We start from the raw sequence: 20,358 nt of genomic DNA, 5'->3' as shown, positions 1-20,358 counted from the left end.
CCCCCAACCCCTGCCCTGAAGGGGAGGGGCTTAAGAAGGATCAGGGCTGCGTCGCGAGCAGATAGGTCTGGCGCAGACTGTCGATCGGCTTGAGCCCTTCGCCGCCGTCATGGTGCCAGAAGGTCCAGCCATTGCACGAGGGTGCGCCCTGCAGCGTCGCGCCGACTTTGTGAATCGACCCCGCCACGCCGCAATCGGTGAGCAAAGATCCGTCGGCCTTCACCACTGCGCGCCAGCGGCGCTTGCTGTCGCTAAGCACAGCGCCGGGCGTCAGATAGCCGGTTTCGATCAGCGTGCCGAACGCGACGCGCGGTGCCTGGCGCGGCGCCATCATCGTCGTGACGGCGCTTTCGTCGAGCGGCAGCGCGGCGGCGATGCGCTCCTGCGCCGCCTCGACATAGTCGCCCTCGCGCTCGATGCCGATCCAGTGACGGCGCAACCGCTTGGCCACCGCGCCGGTGGTGCCGGTGCCAAAGAATGGGTCGAGGATGATATCGCCCGGCTTGGTGCAGGCGAGCATGACACGATAGAGCAGCGCCTCCGGCTTCTGGGTCGGGTGGACCTTGGTCCCGTTCTTCTTCAGCCGCTCCTGCCCGCCGCAGATCGGGAATTCCCAGTCGCTGCGCATCTGAAGCTCGTCGTTGAGCGTCTTCATGCTGCGATAGTTGAAGGTATATTTCGACTTCTCGCCCATTGACGCCCAGATCAGCGTTTCGTGCGCGTTGGTGAAGCGCGTGCCCTTGAAATTGGGCATCGGGTTGGCCTTGCGCCAGATGATGTCGTTGAGGATCCAGAAGCCCAGATCCTGGATCGCCGACCCGACCTTGAAGATGTTGTGATAGCTGCCGATCACCCAGATTGTGCCATTCGGCTTGAGCACGCGGCGTGCCTCCGCCAGCCAGGCGCGGGTGAAGGCGTCATAGGCGCTGAGCGAATCGAACTTGTCCCATTCGTCGGTGACCGCGTCGACATGGCTGCCATCGGGACGGTTGAGGTCGCCACCGAGCTGGAGATTGTAGGGCGGGTCGGCGAAGATCATGTCGACCGATGCGGCGGGAAGGGCGCGCATCGCTTCGATACAATCCTGCTGGATGATCGAATCGAGCGGGAGCACGTCGACCCAGCTACGCGTGCGCACATCGACGCCGGCCTGCGTCGTGCCTGCCGCCTTAGCGACCTTTTCGATGACCCCCATTAACCACTCCAAACCCCGTTGAACCGGTGAAACGCCACGAAGTCGGGACTCCGTCAAGCGAACATTGGTTAACGAAAAGGCTTTGGATTCCGTTAACTTGGCGGAACATTTCGGCACCTGTCCACATATTGAGTCGCAGACTTATCCACAGGCACTAGGTTTGGGGTTGGCGAGAAAATCGAGTCGAACGGCTGTTCGGAGTGTCATAAATTTACAAAGATACGGCGAATGGCGGGATATTTCCAACCGCACTACCCAACGACATGCGTATTTCCGGGGAAAATCGATGTCGAGGTGAATAGACGCACTCGCAACACAGCGAGGTGCCGCATGACCTATCAAGACGAAATCGCCCGGGCCGCCCAGCCCATCGACGCGCAGCAAGGCCGCTGGGACGGGATCGACGCCGAATCCGTCGCGCGGATGCGGTTGCAGAACCGGTTCCGCACGGGCCTCGACATTGCGAAATACACCGCCGGGATCATGCGCCGCGATATGGCGGCTTATGACGCCGATCCGTCGGCCTACACCCAGTCGCTTGGCTGCTGGCATGGCTTTATCGCGCAGCAGAAGATGATCGCGATCAAGAAGCATTTCGGCAGCACCAAGCGGCGCTACCTCTACCTTTCCGGCTGGATGGTCGCGGCGCTGCGGAGCGATTTCGGCCCGCTGCCCGATCAGTCGATGCACGAAAAGACCAGCGTCCCGGCGCTGATCGAGGAGCTCTACACCTTCCTCAAACAGGCAGATGCCCGCGAACTGGGGATGATGTTCCGCGATCTCGATGCGGCGCGGGATGCGGGCAACGCAGTCGAGGCGGCGCGCATCCAGAACGCCATCGACAATTACGAGACGCATGTCGTGCCGATCATCGCCGATATCGATGCGGGCTTCGGCAATGCCGAGGCGACCTATCTGCTCGCCAAGAAGATGATTGAGGCGGGAGCCTGCGCACTCCAGATCGAGAATCAGGTGAGCGACGAGAAGCAGTGCGGGCATCAGGACGGCAAGGTTACTGTGCCGCACGAGGACTTCCTGGCGAAGGTCCGCGCCTGCCGCTACGCCTTTATGGAGCTGGGCGTCGATGACGGGATCATCGTCACGCGCACCGATTCGCTCGGTGCCGGGCTGACCAAGCAGATCGCCTATTCCAAGGAGCCGGGCGATCTGGGCGACCAGTATAATGCCTTCCTCGATTGCGAGGAGGTCACCGACCTGTCGGGCGTCAATGGCGATGTCGTCATCAACCGCGGCGGCAAGCTGATGAAGCCCAAGCGGCTGCCCAGTAACCTGTTCCAGTTCCGCGAGGGGACCGGGGCGGATCGCTGTGTGCTCGATTGCATCACCAGCCTGCAGCACGGCGCCGACCTGCTGTGGATCGAGACCGAAAAGCCGCATATCGAGCAGATCGCGTCGATGGTGGACCGGATCCGCGAGGTCGTTCCGAACGCCAAGCTGGTCTATAACAATTCGCCCAGCTTCAACTGGACGCTCAATTTCCGGCAACAGGTGTTCGACGCGTGGGCGGAAGCAGGCCGGGACGTGTCGGCCTATGACCGGGCGAAGCTGATGAGTGTCGATTATGACGGCACCGAACTGGCGGCGGAGGCGGATGAGCGCATCCGCACTTTCCAGAAGGATGCCTCGGCGCGGGCTGGCATCTTCCACCACCTCATCACCCTGCCGACCTACCACACCGCGGCGCTGTCGACCGACAATCTCGCCAAGGAATATTTCGGCGAGATGGGGATGCTCGGCTACGTCAAGGGCGTGCAGCGGCAGGAGATCCGGCAGGGCATCGCTTGTGTGAAGCACCAGAACATGTCGGGCAGCGACATTGGCGACGACCACAAGGAATATTTCGCCGGAGAGGCCGCGCTGAAGGCCGGCGGCGCCCACAACACGATGAACCAGTTCGCCGCCTGACGGCTGCGGATCAACCGGTTCGCTGCGCCAACCGCCCGAACCGGTCCGTAAACACTTTCCTGGGGAGGAAAGGAGGCCCGTCGTCATGCTTCGGCATGGCGGCGGGCCTTTTCTGGTCAGACGGCGCGGACCAGGGGTCCGAAATCCAGCTCCGCCTGTGCGACCGGCGCGAAGCTGCGACGGTGGTGTGGCGTCGGGCCAAGCGTGCGTAACGCGTCTTGATGGACTCGCGCGGCATAGCCCTTGTTGCTCGCCCAGCCATAGCCGGGGTGGAGGGCATCCAACTCCGCCATGATGCAGTCGCGGCGGTGCTTGGCGACGATCGAGGCGGCAGCGATCGACAGGCACAGCGCGTCCCCGCCCACCACCGCTTCGGAGGCATGGACCCAGTCGGGACAGCGATTGCCGTCGACCAGCACGAAGCCGGGACAGGGATCGAGCGCGGCGACGGCGCGGGTCATTGCCAGCATCGTCGCCCACAATATGTTGAGCCGGTCGATCTCCTCGACGCTGGCGATGCCGATGCCGACCCGCGCGCAGGACAGGAGGGCCTCGCACAGGGCGGCGCGCTTCGCGGCGGTCAGCGCCTTGGAATCGTCGATGCCGTCGGGGATACAGTCGGGGTCGAGGATGACTGCGGCGGCGACCACCGGCCCGGCGAGCGGACCGCGCCCCGCCTCGTCCACCCCGGCGATATGGCCACGCGCGGCGTGGCGGCGTTCCAACGCGAAGTCAGGCATCGTCCTCCTCCCCGCCTTCGATCACGTCGAACGGGATCATGCCGAGCGTATGGCCTACGGGGCCATGCCCCTCGCCCAGCCCCGGCGCGTTGAGGATCGCGAGCCGGACGAAGCGCACTGCCTGGATGAAGGAGTCGCCGATCGACAGGCCCGAGCCGAGCCCGGTGGCGAGCGCGGTGGCGAAGGAACAGCCGGTGCCATGCGTGTCGGTCGTGTCGATCCGCTCTGCCGCGATTTCCATCACCAGCCGGTCCTTGGGTGCATGGAGCCGGTCGATGATCTCGCCCCCTTCCGCATGTCCCCCCTTCTCGGCGAGGTGGCAGCCATAGGCGAGTACGGCCGTGCGCCCGCCCAGCGCATCCAGTTCGGGCAGGTTCGGCGTGACAACCGACGCGATCGCCATCAGCCGTTCGAACGCGGCAATCGTCTCCGCATCGGCCAACACCGATCCGCTGGTTGCCACCATCACCGGGTCGAACACGATCGGGCAATCGAGCGCCTCAAGCCGCTCGGCAACGGCCAACGCGGTTTCCGCGGAGCCGATCATCCCGATCTTGACCGCATCGACCCCGATATCGGAAGTCACCGCATCGATCTGGGCCAGCACCATATCGACCGGCACCGGGTGGATGGCGGTGACGCCGAGCGTATTCTGTGCGGTGATCGCGGTAATCGCAGTCATCGCATGGCCGCCCAACATGGTGACGGCGCGGATATCGGCCTGGATGCCAGCCCCGCCGCCCGAATCGGACCCGGCAATGATGAGGATGCGCGGGATGCTCATGACGTGCGCGAGGCTCCGAGGCACCCGGTGCGTCCGCTTCGGGTGCCGCCCATGCCGCTCGATCGGGCAGCGCAAAGCGGGAGGCAGGAAACGAACCACATCGCCAGTCCCCATGGCACAGCCGGATTGGGCAGGAAAGATCGGGACGCTTCGCTCCACCGGTTGCCAGAGGCGTGGCGGGGCCCTCCCCGCGATCCAGGCCTGGGCGGAAGGCTACGATCCCCTGTTGTTACAAGTCGTTAGCATTCGGCGACTAGGGATTGAATCCGAGTCGGAGTAGCGCGTTATGTCGATCGGGTGTCAGGGTTGCAGGTCGCCGGAACAGGCGATCGCGATCGCCATGGCTTTCCAGCCGATCGTCGATGTCGAAACCGGACATGTCTTCGCCTATGAGGCGCTGGTTCGCGGCATTGATGGCGGTCCGGCGGTGGAGGTGCTTGCTGGCGTCACGCCCGAGAGCCGCTATGCGTTCGATCAGCAATGCCGCGTTGCCGCGATCGAAGGTGCGGTCGCTGCAGGAATCCTTGCGACCGACGCCCGGCTCTCGATCAATTTTCTGCCCAACGCGGTCTATTGGCCCGTCGCCTGCATCCAGACGACGCTAAAGACCGCCCGCGCCACCGGCTTTCCCACCGATCGGTTGATCTTCGAATTCACCGAGGGCGAAGAGATGGTCGACACTGATCATGTGAAGAATATCGTCGCGACCTACCGCCAGATGGGCTTTTCCACCGCGATCGACGATTTCGGAGCGGGTCATGCTGGACTTGGCCTGCTGGCGAAGTTCCAGACCGATCTCATCAAGCTGGACATGGAGCTGATCCGCGACATCGATGCCAGTATGCCGCGCCGGATGATCGTCGAAGGGGTTCTTCGCATCGCCAGCGGGCTCGGCATCACCGTCATTGCCGAGGGCATCGAGACCATAGCGGAATATGACGCACTTCGCGCGTTGGGTGTCCGCTATCTCCAGGGTTATCTGCTCGCGCGACCCGGTTTCAAAACGCTGCCGGAGATTAGTGTGCCCAAGCGGGATCGCGCCGCCGCAGCCTGACTGTCCCGGTCACTTCTTGAAGCGTCGAGTCACGCTGGCCGGATTCTTCTTCAACGCCGCGCCGACACGGGCCGGGCGGTCGAGCAGTTCCCCACCGCAATTCGGGCAGCGCTCGTCGAGATCGTCCACGCAATCGGCACAGAAGGTACATTCGAACGAACAGATGAACGCCCCGCCCTGATCGGCGGGAAGATCGGTACCGCAGCGTTCGCAATCGGGGCGCATTTCGAGCATCGCGCTATCTAAACTCGGGATGCCTCAGCCGTCGAGCATGTAGATGTCGCGGCCGAACGCGCGGGGCTGATCGATCGGGCTACGGTGATAGACCATGGCAATGGCCAGTCGCGGACCCGCATCGCCCAGCGGCTCGACGCGATGGTCGATCGCGCCCTCGAAACACACGAACAGACCGGTAATTGGGACAAGGCGAGCGATGCGGCCCGCGTCATCGCGAAAGGCGAGGTCGCCGCCGCCTTCACCGACATGTGCGTAGAAGACTCCGGTCACCGCGTTCGAATCGCGGTGCCATTCATTGGTCGCCCCGGCGCCCGACAGGATGTTGAGCGTCATTGCCGAAGTCAGCCGGTTGTTGGCGAAGAGCGGATAGCCCACGGCACGGGCCGCGAACGTACGCAGCGGACCGTGATAGAGAGTCCAGAGCCAGCCGAGATGCGCGCGGACCTGATCCCCCTCGACGATCGCGAAGGACCATGCGGGGGAGGCGATGACCGTCTTTCGCTCCGGACGCGCGGCGAGCGCGGCGACGGCATCGGTCCAGCCAGCGGGAAGCAGGCCCCGCTCGCCAAGGTCGAGCGTCGCATAGGGGCGCCACTCCATGTCGGGGGCTTAGCGGCAGCGCGGGTGCGCGGTCATGCCGCGGCCTTTCGCACCGCGTCGCAGATGCGGTTCACCACCGTTTCGACCTGGCCCATATCCTCGCCCTCGGCCATGACGCGAATCACCGGTTCGGTGCCCGAGGGACGGATGACGAGGCGGCCCATGCCTTCGAGCTCCGCCTCCGCCGCGGCAATGACGTCCTTGACCGCCGCATTCTCCAGCGGCTTGCCGCCCGAGAAACGGACATTTTTGAGCAATTGGGGAAGCGGATCGAACCGGTGCAGTACCTCACTCGCCGGGGCGTCCGCGCGGACAATTTCGGCGAGCACCTGAAGCGCAGCGATCAGGCCGTCACCGGTGGTGGCATAGTCGGACAGGATGATGTGTCCCGATTGCTCGCCACCGACATTATAGCCCGAGCTGCGCATCTTTTCGAGCACATGGCGGTCGCCCACCTTGGTCCGGACCAGGCCCAGACCCTGCGCCGCGAGATGCCGTTCCAGGCCGAGATTGGACATGACGGTTGCGACCAGCCCACCGCCTGCCAGCCGCCCCTGTCGCGCCCAGCCTCCCGCGATCGCCGCCATCAGCTGATCGCCATCGACGATTTCGCCTTTTTCATCGGCCACGATCAGACGGTCGGCATCGCCGTCGAGAGCGATGCCGATATGGGCACCCGATGCGACCACCGTCTCGCACAAGGTGAGGGGTGCGGTGGAGCCGACCTGATCGTTGATGTTTTTGCCGTTGGGGGTGACGCCGATTGCGACGACTTCCGCCCCCAGCTCCCAAAGCGCCGAGGGTGCGACCTGATAAGCGGCGCCGTTGGCGCAATCGACGACGATTTTCAGCCCGTCGAGGCGAAGATCGGACGGAAAGGTCGATTTGGCGAAGTGGATGTAGCGGCCACGCGCATCCTCGATCCGCTTGACCCGTCCGATCTCGGGCGCGGGGACGAGATCGACCTCACCGTCTATCAGTGCTTCGATCGCGGCTTCGTCGGCATCGGAGAGTTTGTACCCGTCCGGTCCGAACAGCTTGATGCCATTATCGGCATAGGGATTGTGGCTGGCGGAGATCATCACGCCCAGGTCCGCGCGCATCGAATGGGTCAGCATCGCCACGCCCGGTGTCGGCATCGGCCCAACCAGGGTCACGTCCATGCCGACGCTGGTGAAGCCCGCGACCAGCGCGTTTTCGATCATATAGCCCGACAGGCGGGTGTCCTTGCCGATCACCACACGATGCTTGTGATCGCCGCGCAGAAAATGCGCGCCCGCCGCCATGCCGACCTTCATCGCCATCGCCGCGGTCATCGCGCCGACATTGGTGCGACCGCGAATCCCGTCGGTGCCGAAATATTTTCTTGCCATATCCGCCCGCTTTGCGACCTTGCCCCGATTCCTGCGGGGCGTGATAGCGCCGCTTTTGGCCAAGGGCGAGCATGTCGCAAGCAACCCGTATCTTTCTGTCGCTGATTCTGGGACTTGCGGCGGGCGTCATCGCCGCCGCCTTCGTGCCGCAACGCGCGCTGGTCGCCGCCGATTGGGTCCAGCCGCTCGGCACGATGTGGCTGCACGCGTTGCAGATGACGATCGTGCCTTTGGTCGTCTCGCTGCTGATCACCGGTATCGCCGCGACGGCGGAGGCCGCGCGGGCGAGTCGGCTGGCGGGGCGGGCATTCATCACTTTCATCATCCTGCTCTGGGTCTCTTCGGCGCTCGGCGGGGCACTGACCCTGGGATTGCTTTCTGCCTTTCCGCTCGGCGCCGACCTGGCCGATGCGCTGCGCGAGGCGCTGGGTAGTGCGCCACCCACGGGCGAGGTGCCGCCTTTTTCCGCCTTCCTCGTCGCATTGGTGCCGTCCAACCCGCTCGCATCGGCGGTCAACGACGCCTTTCTGCCGATGATCCTGTTCACCACCATCTTCGCCTTTGCGATCACACGGCTCCCGGTCGAGGAGCGCGAGCGTCTCACCGGATTCTTCCGGGCGATCGGCAATGCGATGCTGGTCGTCATCAACTGGGTTTTGTGGCTCGGGCCGATCGGTGTCGGCGCGCTCGCCTATGTCGTCGGCGCGCGGGCGGGGACATCGGCGTTCGGGGCTCTGCTCCATTATGTCGCCATCGTGAGCGCGGTGGGCGTGGTGCTGTGGATGCTCGCGGTGCCATTCGCCTGGATATTCGCACGGGTATCGCCCGCGCGGTTCGTGCGCGCGATCCTGCCCTCGCAATCGGTGGCGGCATCGACCCAGTCGTCGCTCGCCAGCCTGCCCGCGATGCTGCGCGGGACTGAGGCGCTGGGCGTACCGGTGGCGCGCGCGGGCGTGGTGCTGCCCCTCGCGGTCGCGCTGTTCCGTTGGACCGGGCCAGCGATGAACTTCGCCGTGGCGATCTATGTCGCGCATTGGTTCGGGATCGAGCTGACGATGGGACAGATCGCCGCGGGCTGGGCGGCGGCGGCGATCACGACGATGGGCGCGGTGGGGCTGCCCGGGACGATCAGCTTCGTATCGTCGATCGCGCCGATCGCGATCGCGATGGGGGTGCCGATCGCGCCGCTTGGGCTGCTGGTCGCGGTCGAGACGATCCCCGACATCTTCCGCACCGTGGGCAATGTCGCGATGGACGTCGGCGCAACGCGCGCGATCGCGGGCGAGGGCGAGGAGGACAGCGCGGCGGACGCGTTGCTACGCGAGGGGGCGTAATACGCCGCCGCCCCCGCTTGCGCGGGGGGTGACCGGCGAAGGCTGCCCCGCAGCCTTCGGTCGTCGCTAAAGCGCCGACGGCCCGATCACTTCATCAACACAAGCTCTTCCGCCATGCTCGGGTGCAGCGCGACGGTCTGGTCGAAATCGTCCTTGGTCAGGCCCGCCTTGACCGCCACTGCCGCTGCCTGGAGGATTTCCGGGGCGTCGGGGCCGATCATGTGGAGGCCGAGGACCTTGCCCGAATTGGGCTCGCAGATCATCTTGTAGAGCGCGCGTTCGTTGCGGTTGGCCAGCACATTCTTCATCGCGCGGAAGTCCGAGGTGTAGACCTTGACCGCGCCGTATTTCTGCTTCGCCTGTCCTTCGGTCATGCCGACGCCCGCGATCGGCGGATGGCTGAACACCGCGGCGGGGATGCAGCCATAGTCCACCTTGGTGGGTTTGCCACCGAAGACGGTGTCGGCGAACGCCTGCCCCTCGCGGATCGCGACGGGGGTGAGCTGGACGCGGTTGGTGACGTCGCCGACCGCGTAGATCGACTCGACCGACGACTGGTTGTCGTCGGCGACCACGACCGCGCCCTTGGAGTCCAGTTCGACCCCGGCTTCGGCGAGGCCCAGGCCCTCGGTGTTGGGGACGCGGCCGGTGGCGAAGAGGACGCAGTCGACCTCCATATCGTCATGCTCGGTCATGCTGACCTTGAGGGCGCCGTCGTCCTGCTTCTCGATCCCGCGGAATTCGGCGTGGAAGCGGAAATCGATGCCCTTGGTCATCGAAATCTGCAGCAGCCGGTCGCGGATTTGTTCGTCATAGCCGCGCAGGATGACATCTGAGCGGTTGATCAGCGTCACCTTGCTGCCGAATTCGTTGAAGATGCCGGCGAATTCGTTGGCGATATAGCCCGCGCCGGCGATCAGCACGCGCTTGGGCAGGTGATCGAGGTGGAACACCTCGTTTGAAGTGATGCCATGTTCATGGCCCGGGCAGGGCGGCACGTGCGGGCGGGCGCCGACGGCGATCAGGATCTTGCCCGCGCTGATCGTGCGGCCGCTGGCGAGCGTGACCTCATTAGGGCCGGAGACGGTGGCGCGTTCGTGGACGATCTCGACCCCGTGGCTGTCGAGCGTGTTGGTATAGGCGCCGTTGAGCCGGTCGACCTCCGACAGGACGTTGTCGCGCAGCACCGCCCAGTCGAAGTCGCAATCCGGGACGTTCCAGCCGAAGCGGCGCGCGTCCTTGAGATCCTCGGCGAAATGCGCGCCATAGACGAGCAGCTTCTTGGGCACGCAGCCGCGGATGACGCAGGTGCCGCCGACGCGATATTCCTCGGCGATCGCGACCCTCGCACCGTGCGCGGCGGCGACGCGGCTGGCGCGGACGCCGCCGGAGCCTGCGCCGATGACGAAGAGGTCGTAGTCGTAATCGGCCATTTGGGGCTCCTGTTGGGTCGTCGGAGCGGGAGATAGGGGGCTGGGGTGGGATTGCCAACGGAGGGGGAGATGCTCGCGCCGTTCGGCCACCTTCGCGCTGCTGCTTGTGGAGATGATGGAAGGCTGTCAGTCACTGCTGGTCTGAGCGTCTCGCATGGAGCAGTTCGAAGTGAAAGCAAGAGCGATCCTTCTCGGCGCGGCCTTCCTCTCCATCGCCTCCGCCGATGCAGATGCCCAAACGAGGGAGCAATTGCAGGGTGAGGGCGAGTTCGTTCGGACTTTGATCAGGGCGCGCGATGCCAAGGATTGCAGACTTCAACTTCGCTTGATCGACGAGCGGAAGACCGAACTGCGGTCGCAAATGCACAGGCTGAAGCGTAGCAAACCGGCGGCCGTCCCGATGAAATCAGACGGAGAGGCGATGTACCTGGCGGCCCAAATGGAAGGCCTGATGAACCGGCGCGCCCTTGTCGCCCGAGAGTGCAAATAGGACCGCACGCTTGCAATAGTCTCGTCACCCCGGCCCTGTGCCGGGGTCCACAGTGCCGCGCTCCCGGCGCTCAAGCCTCATGCTTCGCGCCGCGTCTTCCGGTGGACCCCGGCACAAGGCCGGGGTGACAACCCGGGTGTGGGGTTAGCGTTTGCGGACGAATTCGGCGCGCAGGACGAGGCCTTTGATGCCGTCGAACTTGCAGTCGATCTCTTGCGCGTCGCCGGTGAGGCGGATCGATTTGATCAGGGTGCCGCGCTTGAGGGTCTGGCCGGCGCCTTTGACGGTCAGGTCCTTGATCAGCGTGACCTGATCGCCGTCCGCGAGGAGGTTGCCGACCGAGTCGCGAACCTCCACCACATCTTCAGTCGGAGCGGCGGACAGCTGCGAGGCGGGGACCCATTCGCCGCTGGCCTCGTCATAGACATAGTCTTCGTCGCTCATGCGCTTTCCTTGTTGGTTCGGCACCGGCCCGCTCCCCCACCCGGCCACCCAGCAAAGCTACCCTATGGGTGGCCGGGTGGGGGAGCGGGCCGGTGCCGCGCTTCACCCAAAGGCTCTCCGGATCAAATCGTCGGTCGAAGGGTCGAAATCCTGCCCGCCGCGCTCGGCGGCCTTGGCCATTTCCTTGCCGAGTTCGACGCCGAACTGGTCGAACGGGTTGATGCCGAGCAACGCCGCGCTGACGAAGGTGCGGTGCTCGTAGAAAGCGATCAGCGCGCCCAAGGTGCGCGGGTCGAGTTCGTCGAGCAGCAGCGTCATCGACGGGCGGTCGCCGGCATAGGCGCGGGCGGGGTCGTCATTGGCGCGGCCGGCCATCAGCGCGGCACCCTGTGCAAAGCAGTTGAGCAGCAGCGCGCGGTGGTGATCCTCGGCCAGCGTGTCGCCGCCCTCGATCACGGCGAGGAATTCGAGCGGGATCAGGTGAGTGCCCTGATGCAGCAGCTGAAACACCGCGTGCTGCGCGTCGGTGCCGACGCCGCCCCAGGTGATCGGCGCGGTGGCGCGGCCGACCGGCTGGCCGTCCGCCGTGACTGACTTGCCGTTCGATTCCATCTCGAGCTGCTGGAGGTAAGACGGGAGCAGGCGCAGGCGCTCGTCATAGGCGAACACGCCGCGCGTCTCGCAGCCGCGATTCTGGGTGTAATAGAGGTCGGCGAAGGCGGCGAGGACCGGCGCGTTGCTGCGCAGATCGGTCAGGCGGAAATGGCGGTCCATCTCCGCCGCGCCGTCGAGCAGTTCCTCGAACGCGTCCCAGCCCAAGGCGATCGCGGCGGGGAAGCCGATCGACGACCACAAGGAATAGCGCCCGCCGACCGACTCGGCGAAAGGCAGGATGCGGGTTTCGTCGACGCCCCAGTCGATCGCCTTGTCCGGCGCAGCGGTGAGCGCGATCACGCGGCCATAGGGATCCTCGACCCCGTGTTCGCGCATCCAGTCGAGCGCGCTCGTGGCGTTGAGCAGCGTTTCGGTGGTGGTGAAGGTTTTCGACGCGACCGCGATCAGCGTGGCGTGGGGGTCGAAGCTGGCGATCGCCTCCTCCAGCGCGCAGCCGTCGATGTTCGAGACGATGGCGACGTCATAACGGTCCATCTCGCGCCCGAGTGCGTCGATCAGCAGCTCGGGGCCGAGCGCCGATCCGCCGATGCCGATGTGCAGGATGTGGCGGATCGGCCCCAGCGCCTCGCCTTCGATCGCGTCGATCAGGCCGCGCATACGGCCGTGATAGGCGGCGGCGCGGGCGACGCTGTCCTCGGCACCCTCGCCGCGTTCGGCGGTGTGCTCGGCGGCGCGGCCCTCGGTCACGTTGACCGGCTCGCCCGCGAACAGCGCCTCGCGCTTTGCGGCGAAGTCCGCCGATTTGGCGAGCGCGGCAAAGGCGTCGAGCGCGGCACCGTCGAGATGCGTCTTGGAAAAGTCGAAATGGATACCCGCGACATCGGTGCTGAGCATCGAGAGCCGATCGGCGTCGGCGGCGAACAGGTCTCTGAGCGGGGTACGGGGCAGCGATTCGATCGCGCTCCAGTCGGGGGTCGCCATGTGCCTGTCTCCTTTTGGGTCGCGGCGCATGTAGCGTGGCGCGTGGAGGAGTGAAAGCGGGGGGAAGTTGGTTTTGGGCTTCGCTGAAGCGAGGGAGCGGGCTGGCACCGCAAACACAGCAAGAGTGCCTTGACGATGCCACACACCCAAAGCACAGCAGCGCCATGGACGATTCCGCATCGGCGCAGCCCGCCGCCCCCGACACGATCAAGCCGCGCTCCGAACTGCGCGACACGCTGAGCTTCCTGCTGAAGCTCGCGATCCTGGTGTTCATCGTGCGCAGCTTCATCTTCGCGCCGTTCAGCATCCCGTCGGGGTCGATGCTGCCGCGCCTGCTGGTGGGCGACTATCTGTTCATCACCAAATGGAATTACGGCTATTCGAAGCACTCGCTGCCCTGGAGCGTGCCGCTGATTCCCGGTCGCATCTTCGCCAAGGATCCGGCGCGCGGCGACGTCGTGGTATTCAAGGCGCCGCCGGGCGACGATACCGACTGGATCAAGCGGGTGATCGGCCTGCCCGGCGATACGGTGCAGATGCGTGGCGGCCAGTTGATCCTCAACGGACAGGCGATCCCCAAGCAGCGGGTCGCCGATTTCGTCGTTCCGGTCAGCCCCAACAGCCCGTGCGATCCGGTCTTCACCGAGGCGACCGGCGAGGGCGCGACGGTGTGCCGGATGCCGCGCTATCGCGAGACGCTCCCCAATGGGAAAAGCTATGACGTGCTCGACCAGGGGCAGACGATCGCCGACGATACCGAGGTGTTCACGGTACCCGCAGGCCATGTCTTCCTGATGGGCGACAATCGCGACGATTCGACCGACAGCCGCTTCCCCCATGCCGCAGGCGGCATCCGCTATGTCCCGATCGAGAATATTCAGGGCAAGGCGGTGGTCAGCTTCTGGTCGACCGATGGCAGCGCCAGCTGGATTCTGCCCTGGACCTGGTTCAGCGCGGCGCGGTTCGAACGGATCGGGGAAGGCTTTTGAGTGACAGCTTGCCCGGCTGGCTGACCGGGGTTCTCGGCACGGCTCCGGGCGACGTGGCGATGTACCAGCGCGCGCTGACCCATGGCAGCCAAGGGGCGGTCAATTACGAACGGCTGGAATTTCTTGGCGACCGGGTGCTGGGGCTGACACTGGCCGAATGGCTGTATGAGCGGTTTCCCGACGAGCCGGAGGGCAAGCTGTCGCGTCGGTTCAATTCGCTGGTGACCGGGCAGGTGTGCGCGGAGGTGGCACGCGAGATCGGCGTGGCGAGCCATCTGAGGCTCGGCAAGCAGGCGCGCGACGACGGTGCGTCGGACAGCGACAATGTGCTGGGTGATGTGATGGAAGCGTTGATCGGCGCGCATTTTCTGGCGCACGGTTTCGCGGAGGCGCGCGCACTGGTGCGGCGGCTGTGGGACAGCCGGATCGATGCGCAGGCGGCGGCGCCCAAACATCCCAAATCCGCGTTGCAGGAATGGGCCGCTGCGAATAATCGGCGCGCGCCGGACTATGAACTGATCGACCGGTCCGGGCCGGGCCATGCCCCGCGCTTCCGGGTCAAGGCGGTGATCGCCAAGCTGGCGGACGCCGAGGGCGAGGGCAGCAGCAAACAGGAAGCCGAGACCGCAGCGGCGGCGGCGTTGCTGGAGCGGTTGCAGAAATAGGGTGGTCACCCTGGACTTGTTCCGGGGTCCACAGCTCGGCAGATCCGGTGGTAGAGGCGCTTGCCGAACCGCTATGCTATATCATCGAGGGTCGTGCGCGCAGATGGTGAACCCTGCACAAGGCCGGGGTGGAAACGGTTTTTCGAACGGAGCAATTTTGGATATCGAAGGACAGAAATGCGGCCTGGTCGCCGTCGTTGGCGCCCCCAATGCGGGCAAGTCGACGCTGGTCAATGCGCTGGTGGGGCAGAAGGTGGCGATCGTCAGCCCCAAGGCGCAGACGACGCGCGCGCGGTTGATGGGAATCGCGATCGAGGGCGATGCGCAGCTGTTGCTGGTCGACACGCCCGGCATCTTCGATCCCGCGCGTCGGCTGGACCGCGCGATGGTCGCGGCGGCGTGGGAAGGGACGAGCGGGGCGGACCTGATCGCGCTGGTCGTTGACGGCAAGGGCGGGATCGGGCCGAAGGTGCGCGCGGTGGTCGAGAGCCTCAAGGACCGGCGCGAGAAGAAGCTCCTGATCCTCAACAAGGTCGATATCGCCGACAAGCCGCGCCTGCTGGGCCATGCCGCGACGCTCAACGACCTGGCTGCGTTCGACGAGACCTTCTTCGTGTCGGCAACGACCGGTGACGGGGTGGCGGAACTGAAGGCGGCGCTGGCCGCGCAGATGCCCGAGGGGCCATGGCATTTCCCCGCCGATCAGGTGTCAGACGCGACCGACCGGATGCTGGCAGCCGAGATTACGCGCGAGCAACTCTATCACCTGCTCCACGCCGAACTGCCCTATGCCACTGCGGTCGAGACCGAACGCTATACCGAGCGCGACGACGGGTCGGTCGAGATCTACCAGCAGATCCTGGTCGGCCGGACCACCCAGCGCGCGATCGTGCTGGGCAAGGGCGGTTCGATGATCCGCGAGATCGGGGCGCGGGCGCGCGCCCAGCTCAAGATTTTGCTCGGCGTGGAGGTCCATCTCTATCTGCACGTCAAGGTCCGCCCCGATTGGGAGGAGGATCGCAGCCTCTATCGCGAGATCGGGCTCGACTGGGTCGACTAGGCCAGCAGCGACTCGACCCAGTCGGGCACCAGCGTCCCGGCAGGACCGAGGCGGCTTTCACCGAACCAGGCGCTGCCTTCCGACCGCTCTAGATTGAGTTCGAGCGTGTCGGCGCCGTGGTAGTGCGCGGTGCGCACGAAGCCCGCGGCGGGATAGACCGCGCCCGAGGTGCCGATCGAGACGAACAGGTCGGCGCGGGCGAGCGCGGCGTCGATCGCCTCCATATGATAGGGCATCTCGCCGAAGAACACGATGTCGGGGCGCAGCGCGGGGGCGTCGCAGGACGGGCAGGGCGTGCCGGGAGGCAGCGGGTCGGCCCATTCGGTCTGGACGCCGCACAGGGCGCAGAGTGCGGACTTGAGCTCGCCATGCATGTGCACCAGCCGCTTCGATCCGGCGCGATCGTGCAGGTCGTCGACATTCTGCGTGACCAGCAGCAGCTCGCCCGGCCATTCCGCGTCGAGCCGGGCGAGCGCGCGGTGTGCCGCATTGGGTTCGACGCTCGCCAGATTGGCGCGGCGTTTGTCGTAGAAGCGGTGGACAAGGTCCGGATCGTGGGCGAGCGCTTGCGGCGTGCAGACATCCTCGACGCGATGCCCCTCCCACAGCCCGCCGGGGCCGCGAAAGGTGGCGACGCCGCTCTCGGCGGAGACGCCGGCGCCGGTGAGGATCACGATATGGCGGATGTCAGTCATCCTCGTCCTCATAGCCCGAAAGTTCGAGTGCGCGCGCCTTGATCTGGTGATTGCGGCACCAATGGACCAGCGCGTCCTCGCGCCCGTGCGTCACCCACACCTCTTTCGGTGCGATCTCGCGCAGCGTCGTGGTGAGTTCGTCCCAATCGGCATGGTCGGAGAGGATCAGCGGTAGCTCGACATTGCGTTGGCGCGCCCGCTGGCGGACGGTCATCCAGCCGCTCGCCATGGCGGTGACCGGATCGGGCAGGCGGCGCGACCAACGATCGTTGAGCGCGCCGGGCGGGCACAGCACGATGCGGCCCTGCAGTTCCTTTTTCGGCACGCCGGTGGCGGGGCGTAGTTCGCCCAGCGCGACGCCATGCGCGACATAAAGGTCGCACAGGCGTTGCAGTGCGCCATGGATGTAGATCGGATCGTCGAATCCCATGCCGCGCAGTTCCGCGATCACCCGCTGCGCCTTGCCCAGCGCATAGGCGCCGACCAGCACGCAGCGTTCCGGCTCGGCGCGCAGGGCAGAGAGCAATTTGTCGATTTCGTCGGTGGTCTCGGGGTGGCGAAAGACGGGGAGGCCGAAGGTCGCCTCGGTCACGAACACATCGCATTTGACCGGACGAAAGGGCTCGCAGGTCGGGTCGGGGCGACGCTTGTAATCGCCCGACACAACGATCCGCTCGCCGCGATGATCGAGCACGATCTGTGCAGAGCCCAGCACATGGCCGGCGGGGACGAAGCCGATCTCGACGCCATTGTCCTCTGGGCCCATGCGGATCGTTTCGCCATAGGCGACCGGGCGTCCGGTCTGGGGACCGTAGCGCGCCTCCATGATCGCAAGCGTCTCGGGCGTCGCCCATACTTCGCCATGCCCGCCGCGCGCGTGATCGGCATGGCCATGCGTCACGAACGCGCGGGCCTTGGGTTGCGACGGGTCGACCCAGATGTCCGGGCCGGGGACATGGATGCCTTCGGGGTGCGGGGTGATCCAGTCGCCCAATGTCATGCGAGCGATATGCGCGAAGGTGCACAGAGGTTCCAGCCGGATCGAATTGCCCCCGGCCTTCGTTGGGGTGGGAGAAGGAGGCATGTCATGGTGGATGTTGGTGGCGGCGTATGGGGATTGATGGTGATCATCGGCCCGATCGTCCTTGCGGCGGTGCTGCTGTGGGCGGTGCTGCACAATCGCACAAGCAAACGGCAGGAGCAGCGGACCGAGGACGCGACGCGCAAAATGTATGATGCGCAGAATGAACAGGATACGCGACGCGAGGGTTGAGGTTGCGCTAAGACGGCGGGCGTGAGCGAACTTCCCCGGCAGTTGGACGACTGGTTTGCTGTGCGCGGCTGGCGGCCGCGACGGCATCAGATCGACATGCTGGCGGCGGCGCGGCGTGGCGAACATGCGCTGCTGGTTGCGGCGACCGGGGCGGGCAAGACGCTCGCAGGGTTTCTGCCGACGCTATCGGAACTGATCGAGGCGCCGGTTGAAGGGTTGCACACGCTCTATATCTCGCCGCTCAAGGCGCTGGCGGTCGATGTACGGCGCAATCTACTGGACCCGATCGAGGAAATGGGCCTGCCGATCCGGGTCGAGACGCGGACCGGCGACACACCGCACGAACGCAAGGTGCGCCAGCGCGCGCGGCCACCAGAGATCCTGTTGACCACGCCTGAATCGCTCAGCCTGCTGCTGTCCTATGAGGACAGTTTCACCATGTTCGCCGGGTTGCGCACGGTCGTGGTGGACGAGGTCCACGCCTTTGCCAGCGGCAAGCGCGGCGATCTGTTGTCGCTCTGCCTCGCGCGGCTCCAGCGGCTCGCACCGCAGATGCGGCGGGTCGCGCTGTCGGCGACGGTGGCCGATCCCGATGGCTATCGCGCCTGGATCGCTCCGCATGGCGATATCGACAGCGTCACGCTGGTGCGTGGGGAGGCGGGCGCCGATCCCCGATATCGCGATCCTGCTGCCCGAGGGGCGGGTGCCGTGGTCGGGGCATTCGGGCCGCTATGCGATGCCGCAGGTCATGGCGGAGATCGAGACGCACAAAACCACCATCATCTTCTGCAACACCCGCGGCCTCGCCGAGCTGATCTTCCAGGATTTGTGGAAGGCGAACACGCTGGGCCTTCCGATCGCGATCCATCACGGATCGCTGAGCCTGGAGGCGCGGCGCAAGGCCGAGCAGGCGATGGCCGATGGCAGGCTACGCGCGCTGGTCGCAACCGCCAGCCTCGACCTTGGCGTCGACTGGGGCGATGTCGATTGCGTGATCCAGATGGGCGCGCCCAAGGGGTCTTCGCGGCTGCTTCAGCGGATCGGCCGCGCCAATCACCGGCTCGACGAACCGAGCGAGGCGGTACTCGTGCCCGGCAACCGGTTCGAATATCTGGAGGCGCGCGCCGCACTCGACGCGGTCGAGGCGGGGGAACTGGACGCTGAAGTCTTTCGCCCCGGCGCGCTGGACGTGCTGGCGCAGCATATCATGGGCTGCGCCTGCGCCGCGCCGTTCGCGGCGCGCGCGATGCTGGACGAGGTACGCGGCGCGCTTCCCTATTCGGCGCTGGAGGAAGCGACGTTCGAGCGGGTGCTCAGCTATATTGCCGATGGCGGCTATGCGCTGCGCGCCTATGACAAGTTCAAGCGGCTGACACGCACGCCGGACGGACTTTGGCGAGTGACCAAGCCGGGCTTCGTCGCGCAGCATCGGCTCAATGCGGGGATCATCGTCGAGGCGCCGATGCTGGAGGTGCGCTTCCGAAACGGGCGGCGGCTGGGCAAGGTGGAGGAGAATTTCGCCGCTTCGCTTTCGCCCGGCGACACCTTCTCCTTTGCGGGCCTCAGCCTGGAGGTCGAGCGGATCGATGTCAGCGACGTGATCGTGCGCGCTACGCACAAGCCTGCGCGTATCCCCAGTTACATGGGTGCACGGTTGGCGCTGACCACGCATCTGTCGCGGCGGGTACGCGAATTTTTGTGGGATCGCGATCAATGGCGGCGCTTTCCTGACGATGTCCGCGAATGGCTGGAAGTACAGGACCGCCGCTCGCAGCTTCCCCCGCCCGATCGGCTGCTGGTCGAGACCTTTCCGCATGAGGGGCGGCACCATCTGGTCGCTTACAGCTTCGAAGGGTGGAATGCGCACCAGTCGTTGGGGATGCTGGTGACGCGGCGGATGGAGGCGTTGAGGCTCAAGCCGGTCGGTTTCGTCGCCAACGATTATGCGCTGGCGGTCTATGGGCTGGAGAAGATCACCGATCCGGCGGCCTTGTTCTCGGCCGACATATTGGAGGACGAGTTCGTTGAATGGGTGCAGGGATCGGCGTTGCTCAAACGCGCTTTCCGCGAAGTCGCGGTGATCGGGGGACTGGTCGAGCGACAGCATCCCGGCAAGAAGAAATCGGGGAGGCAGGTCAGCTTCTCCACCGACCTCATCTATGACGTGCTGCGCAAATATGAGCCGGATCATCTGCTAATGCGCGCCGCATGGGCGGATGCGCGCGCCCGGATGACGGATGTCGGGCGACTCGCCGACCTGCTCGATCGCGCAGCTGGCACGATGCTGCATGTCGATCTGGAGCGCGTAACGCCGCTTGCAGTGCCGGTGCTGGTGATGATCGGGCGCGAAACGGTGCAACAGGGCGCGGCGGAGGACGACATCCTGATCGAGGCCGAGGCGCTGGCGGCGGAGGCGATGCGCGTCGATTGAGGCGGCCTGCTAGAGTCGGATTCACCTGCGCCGACTCGC

At 65.6% G+C, this 20,358-nt stretch carries 19 protein-coding genes and 1 pseudogene; 9 read left to right on the top strand and 11 right to left on the bottom strand.

The genetic code is table 11. From position 1 onward, the window contains the following. Nucleotides 1-40 precede the first annotated feature (40 nt). A complete protein-coding gene (locus FPZ54_RS13030) occupies nucleotides 41-1,195 on the bottom strand; it encodes a site-specific DNA-methyltransferase (protein WP_145847833.1) in 1,155 nt (384 codons plus the stop codon). A 330-nt stretch (nucleotides 1,196-1,525) separates the two neighbouring features. Here FPZ54_RS13030 and FPZ54_RS13025 point away from each other — a divergent pair, with 330 nt between their 5' ends. After that, complete coding sequence (locus FPZ54_RS13025) at nucleotides 1,526-3,121, top strand: isocitrate lyase (RefSeq protein ID WP_145847831.1); 1,596 nt, start codon at nucleotides 1,526-1,528, stop codon at nucleotides 3,119-3,121. A 116-nt stretch (nucleotides 3,122-3,237) separates the two neighbouring features. Here FPZ54_RS13025 and FPZ54_RS13020 read toward each other — a convergent pair whose 3' ends face one another. Then, nucleotides 3,238-3,861 (bottom strand): ribonuclease HII, encoded by a 624-nt coding sequence (locus FPZ54_RS13020; protein WP_145847830.1) that lies wholly within the window; start codon nucleotides 3,859-3,861, stop codon nucleotides 3,238-3,240. Beyond that, a complete protein-coding gene (gene thiD, locus FPZ54_RS13015; protein WP_145847828.1) occupies nucleotides 3,854-4,645 on the bottom strand; it encodes a bifunctional hydroxymethylpyrimidine kinase/phosphomethylpyrimidine kinase in 792 nt (263 codons plus the stop codon). Before thiD ends, FPZ54_RS13020 begins: the two co-directional genes overlap by 8 nt. Before the next feature lie 340 nt (nucleotides 4,646-4,985). Between thiD and FPZ54_RS13010 the strand changes: the two genes are divergently transcribed. Continuing rightward, nucleotides 4,986-5,699, top strand: a complete 714-nt coding sequence (locus FPZ54_RS13010; protein WP_145847826.1) for an EAL domain-containing protein — start codon at nucleotides 4,986-4,988, stop codon at nucleotides 5,697-5,699. A gap of 9 nt (nucleotides 5,700-5,708) precedes the next feature. Here the strand turns inward: FPZ54_RS13010 and FPZ54_RS13005 are convergent, their stop codons facing one another. Genes FPZ54_RS13005 through glmM form a run of 3 tightly spaced genes read right to left on the bottom strand, consistent with a single transcriptional unit; the run spans nucleotide 5,709 to nucleotide 7,909 of the window. Further along, nucleotides 5,709-5,933 carry a DUF1272 domain-containing protein gene (locus FPZ54_RS13005; protein ID WP_145847824.1) on the bottom strand — a complete coding sequence of 75 codons (225 nt, stop codon included), beginning with the start codon at nucleotides 5,931-5,933 and terminating at the stop codon, nucleotides 5,709-5,711. Between the two features lie 24 nt (nucleotides 5,934-5,957). Continuing rightward, nucleotides 5,958-6,536: a 2OG-Fe(II) oxygenase gene (locus FPZ54_RS13000; RefSeq protein WP_145847823.1), complete on the bottom strand. Its 579-nt coding sequence runs from the start codon at nucleotides 6,534-6,536 to the stop codon at nucleotides 5,958-5,960. Between the two features lie 32 nt (nucleotides 6,537-6,568). Then, nucleotides 6,569-7,909 (bottom strand): phosphoglucosamine mutase, encoded by a 1,341-nt coding sequence (glmM, locus tag FPZ54_RS12995; protein WP_145847821.1) that lies wholly within the window; start codon nucleotides 7,907-7,909, stop codon nucleotides 6,569-6,571. 71 nt (nucleotides 7,910-7,980) lie between these two features. Here glmM and FPZ54_RS12990 point away from each other — a divergent pair, with 71 nt between their 5' ends. Beyond that, nucleotides 7,981-9,243, top strand: a complete 1,263-nt coding sequence (locus FPZ54_RS12990) for a dicarboxylate/amino acid:cation symporter (protein WP_145847819.1) — start codon at nucleotides 7,981-7,983, stop codon at nucleotides 9,241-9,243. A gap of 86 nt (nucleotides 9,244-9,329) precedes the next feature. Here FPZ54_RS12990 and gorA read toward each other — a convergent pair whose 3' ends face one another. Next, entirely contained in the window at nucleotides 9,330-10,676 is a 1,347-nt protein-coding gene (gene gorA / locus FPZ54_RS12985; protein WP_145847817.1) for a glutathione-disulfide reductase, read from the bottom strand. Nucleotides 10,677-10,830: 154 nt separating this feature from the next. Between gorA and FPZ54_RS12980 the strand changes: the two genes are divergently transcribed. Then, nucleotides 10,831-11,166 carry a hypothetical protein gene (locus FPZ54_RS12980; protein ID WP_145847815.1) on the top strand — a complete coding sequence of 112 codons (336 nt, stop codon included), beginning with the start codon at nucleotides 10,831-10,833 and terminating at the stop codon, nucleotides 11,164-11,166. Between the two features lie 144 nt (nucleotides 11,167-11,310). Here the strand turns inward: FPZ54_RS12980 and FPZ54_RS12975 are convergent, their stop codons facing one another. Continuing rightward, nucleotides 11,311-11,610 (bottom strand): alkylphosphonate utilization protein, encoded by a 300-nt coding sequence (locus FPZ54_RS12975; RefSeq protein WP_145847813.1) that lies wholly within the window; start codon nucleotides 11,608-11,610, stop codon nucleotides 11,311-11,313. A 102-nt stretch (nucleotides 11,611-11,712) separates the two neighbouring features. Next, nucleotides 11,713-13,206, bottom strand: coding sequence for a glucose-6-phosphate isomerase (gene pgi, locus FPZ54_RS12970; RefSeq protein WP_145847811.1), 1,494 nt, complete (start codon nucleotides 13,204-13,206; stop codon nucleotides 11,713-11,715). A gap of 164 nt (nucleotides 13,207-13,370) precedes the next feature. Here pgi and lepB point away from each other — a divergent pair, with 164 nt between their 5' ends. The 3 genes from lepB (at nucleotide 13,371) to era (ending at nucleotide 15,920) form a co-directional block, all read left to right on the top strand. Then, entirely contained in the window at nucleotides 13,371-14,195 is an 825-nt protein-coding gene (gene lepB, locus FPZ54_RS12965) for a signal peptidase I (RefSeq protein WP_145847809.1), read from the top strand. Next, a complete protein-coding gene (gene rnc / locus FPZ54_RS12960; RefSeq protein WP_145847807.1) occupies nucleotides 14,192-14,860 on the top strand; it encodes a ribonuclease III in 669 nt (222 codons plus the stop codon). Before lepB ends, rnc begins: the two co-directional genes overlap by 4 nt. A gap of 163 nt (nucleotides 14,861-15,023) precedes the next feature. Next, nucleotides 15,024-15,920 (top strand): GTPase Era, encoded by an 897-nt coding sequence (era, locus tag FPZ54_RS12955; protein WP_422396574.1) that lies wholly within the window; start codon nucleotides 15,024-15,026, stop codon nucleotides 15,918-15,920. Here the strand turns inward: era and FPZ54_RS12950 are convergent. Continuing rightward, complete coding sequence (locus FPZ54_RS12950) at nucleotides 15,917-16,615, bottom strand: NAD-dependent deacylase (protein WP_145847805.1); 699 nt, start codon at nucleotides 16,613-16,615, stop codon at nucleotides 15,917-15,919. The two genes, era and FPZ54_RS12950, sit on opposite strands and share 4 nt — an antisense overlap. Beyond that, nucleotides 16,608-17,615: a ligase-associated DNA damage response exonuclease gene (locus tag FPZ54_RS12945; RefSeq protein WP_145847803.1), complete on the bottom strand. Its 1,008-nt coding sequence runs from the start codon at nucleotides 17,613-17,615 to the stop codon at nucleotides 16,608-16,610. Before FPZ54_RS12945 ends, FPZ54_RS12950 begins: the two co-directional genes overlap by 8 nt. Before the next feature lie 87 nt (nucleotides 17,616-17,702). On the opposite strand from FPZ54_RS12945, the gene FPZ54_RS12940 reads away from it, so the two are divergent. Both FPZ54_RS12940 and FPZ54_RS12935 read left to right on the top strand, forming a co-directional pair. Then, entirely contained in the window at nucleotides 17,703-17,888 is a 186-nt protein-coding gene (locus FPZ54_RS12940; protein ID WP_145847802.1) for a hypothetical protein, read from the top strand. A 96-nt stretch (nucleotides 17,889-17,984) separates the two neighbouring features. Next, nucleotides 17,985-20,319, top strand: a pseudogene (locus FPZ54_RS12935) (ligase-associated DNA damage response DEXH box helicase). Nucleotides 20,320-20,358: the final 39 nt, after the last annotated feature.

The sequence above is a fragment of the Sphingomonas suaedae genome (assembly GCF_007833215.1).
Taxonomy (GTDB): Bacteria; Pseudomonadota; Alphaproteobacteria; order Sphingomonadales; family Sphingomonadaceae; genus Sphingomonas; species Sphingomonas suaedae.
Note: the sequence above shows the minus strand (reverse complement) of the source record. Positions and strands in the feature narration are given on the sequence as shown.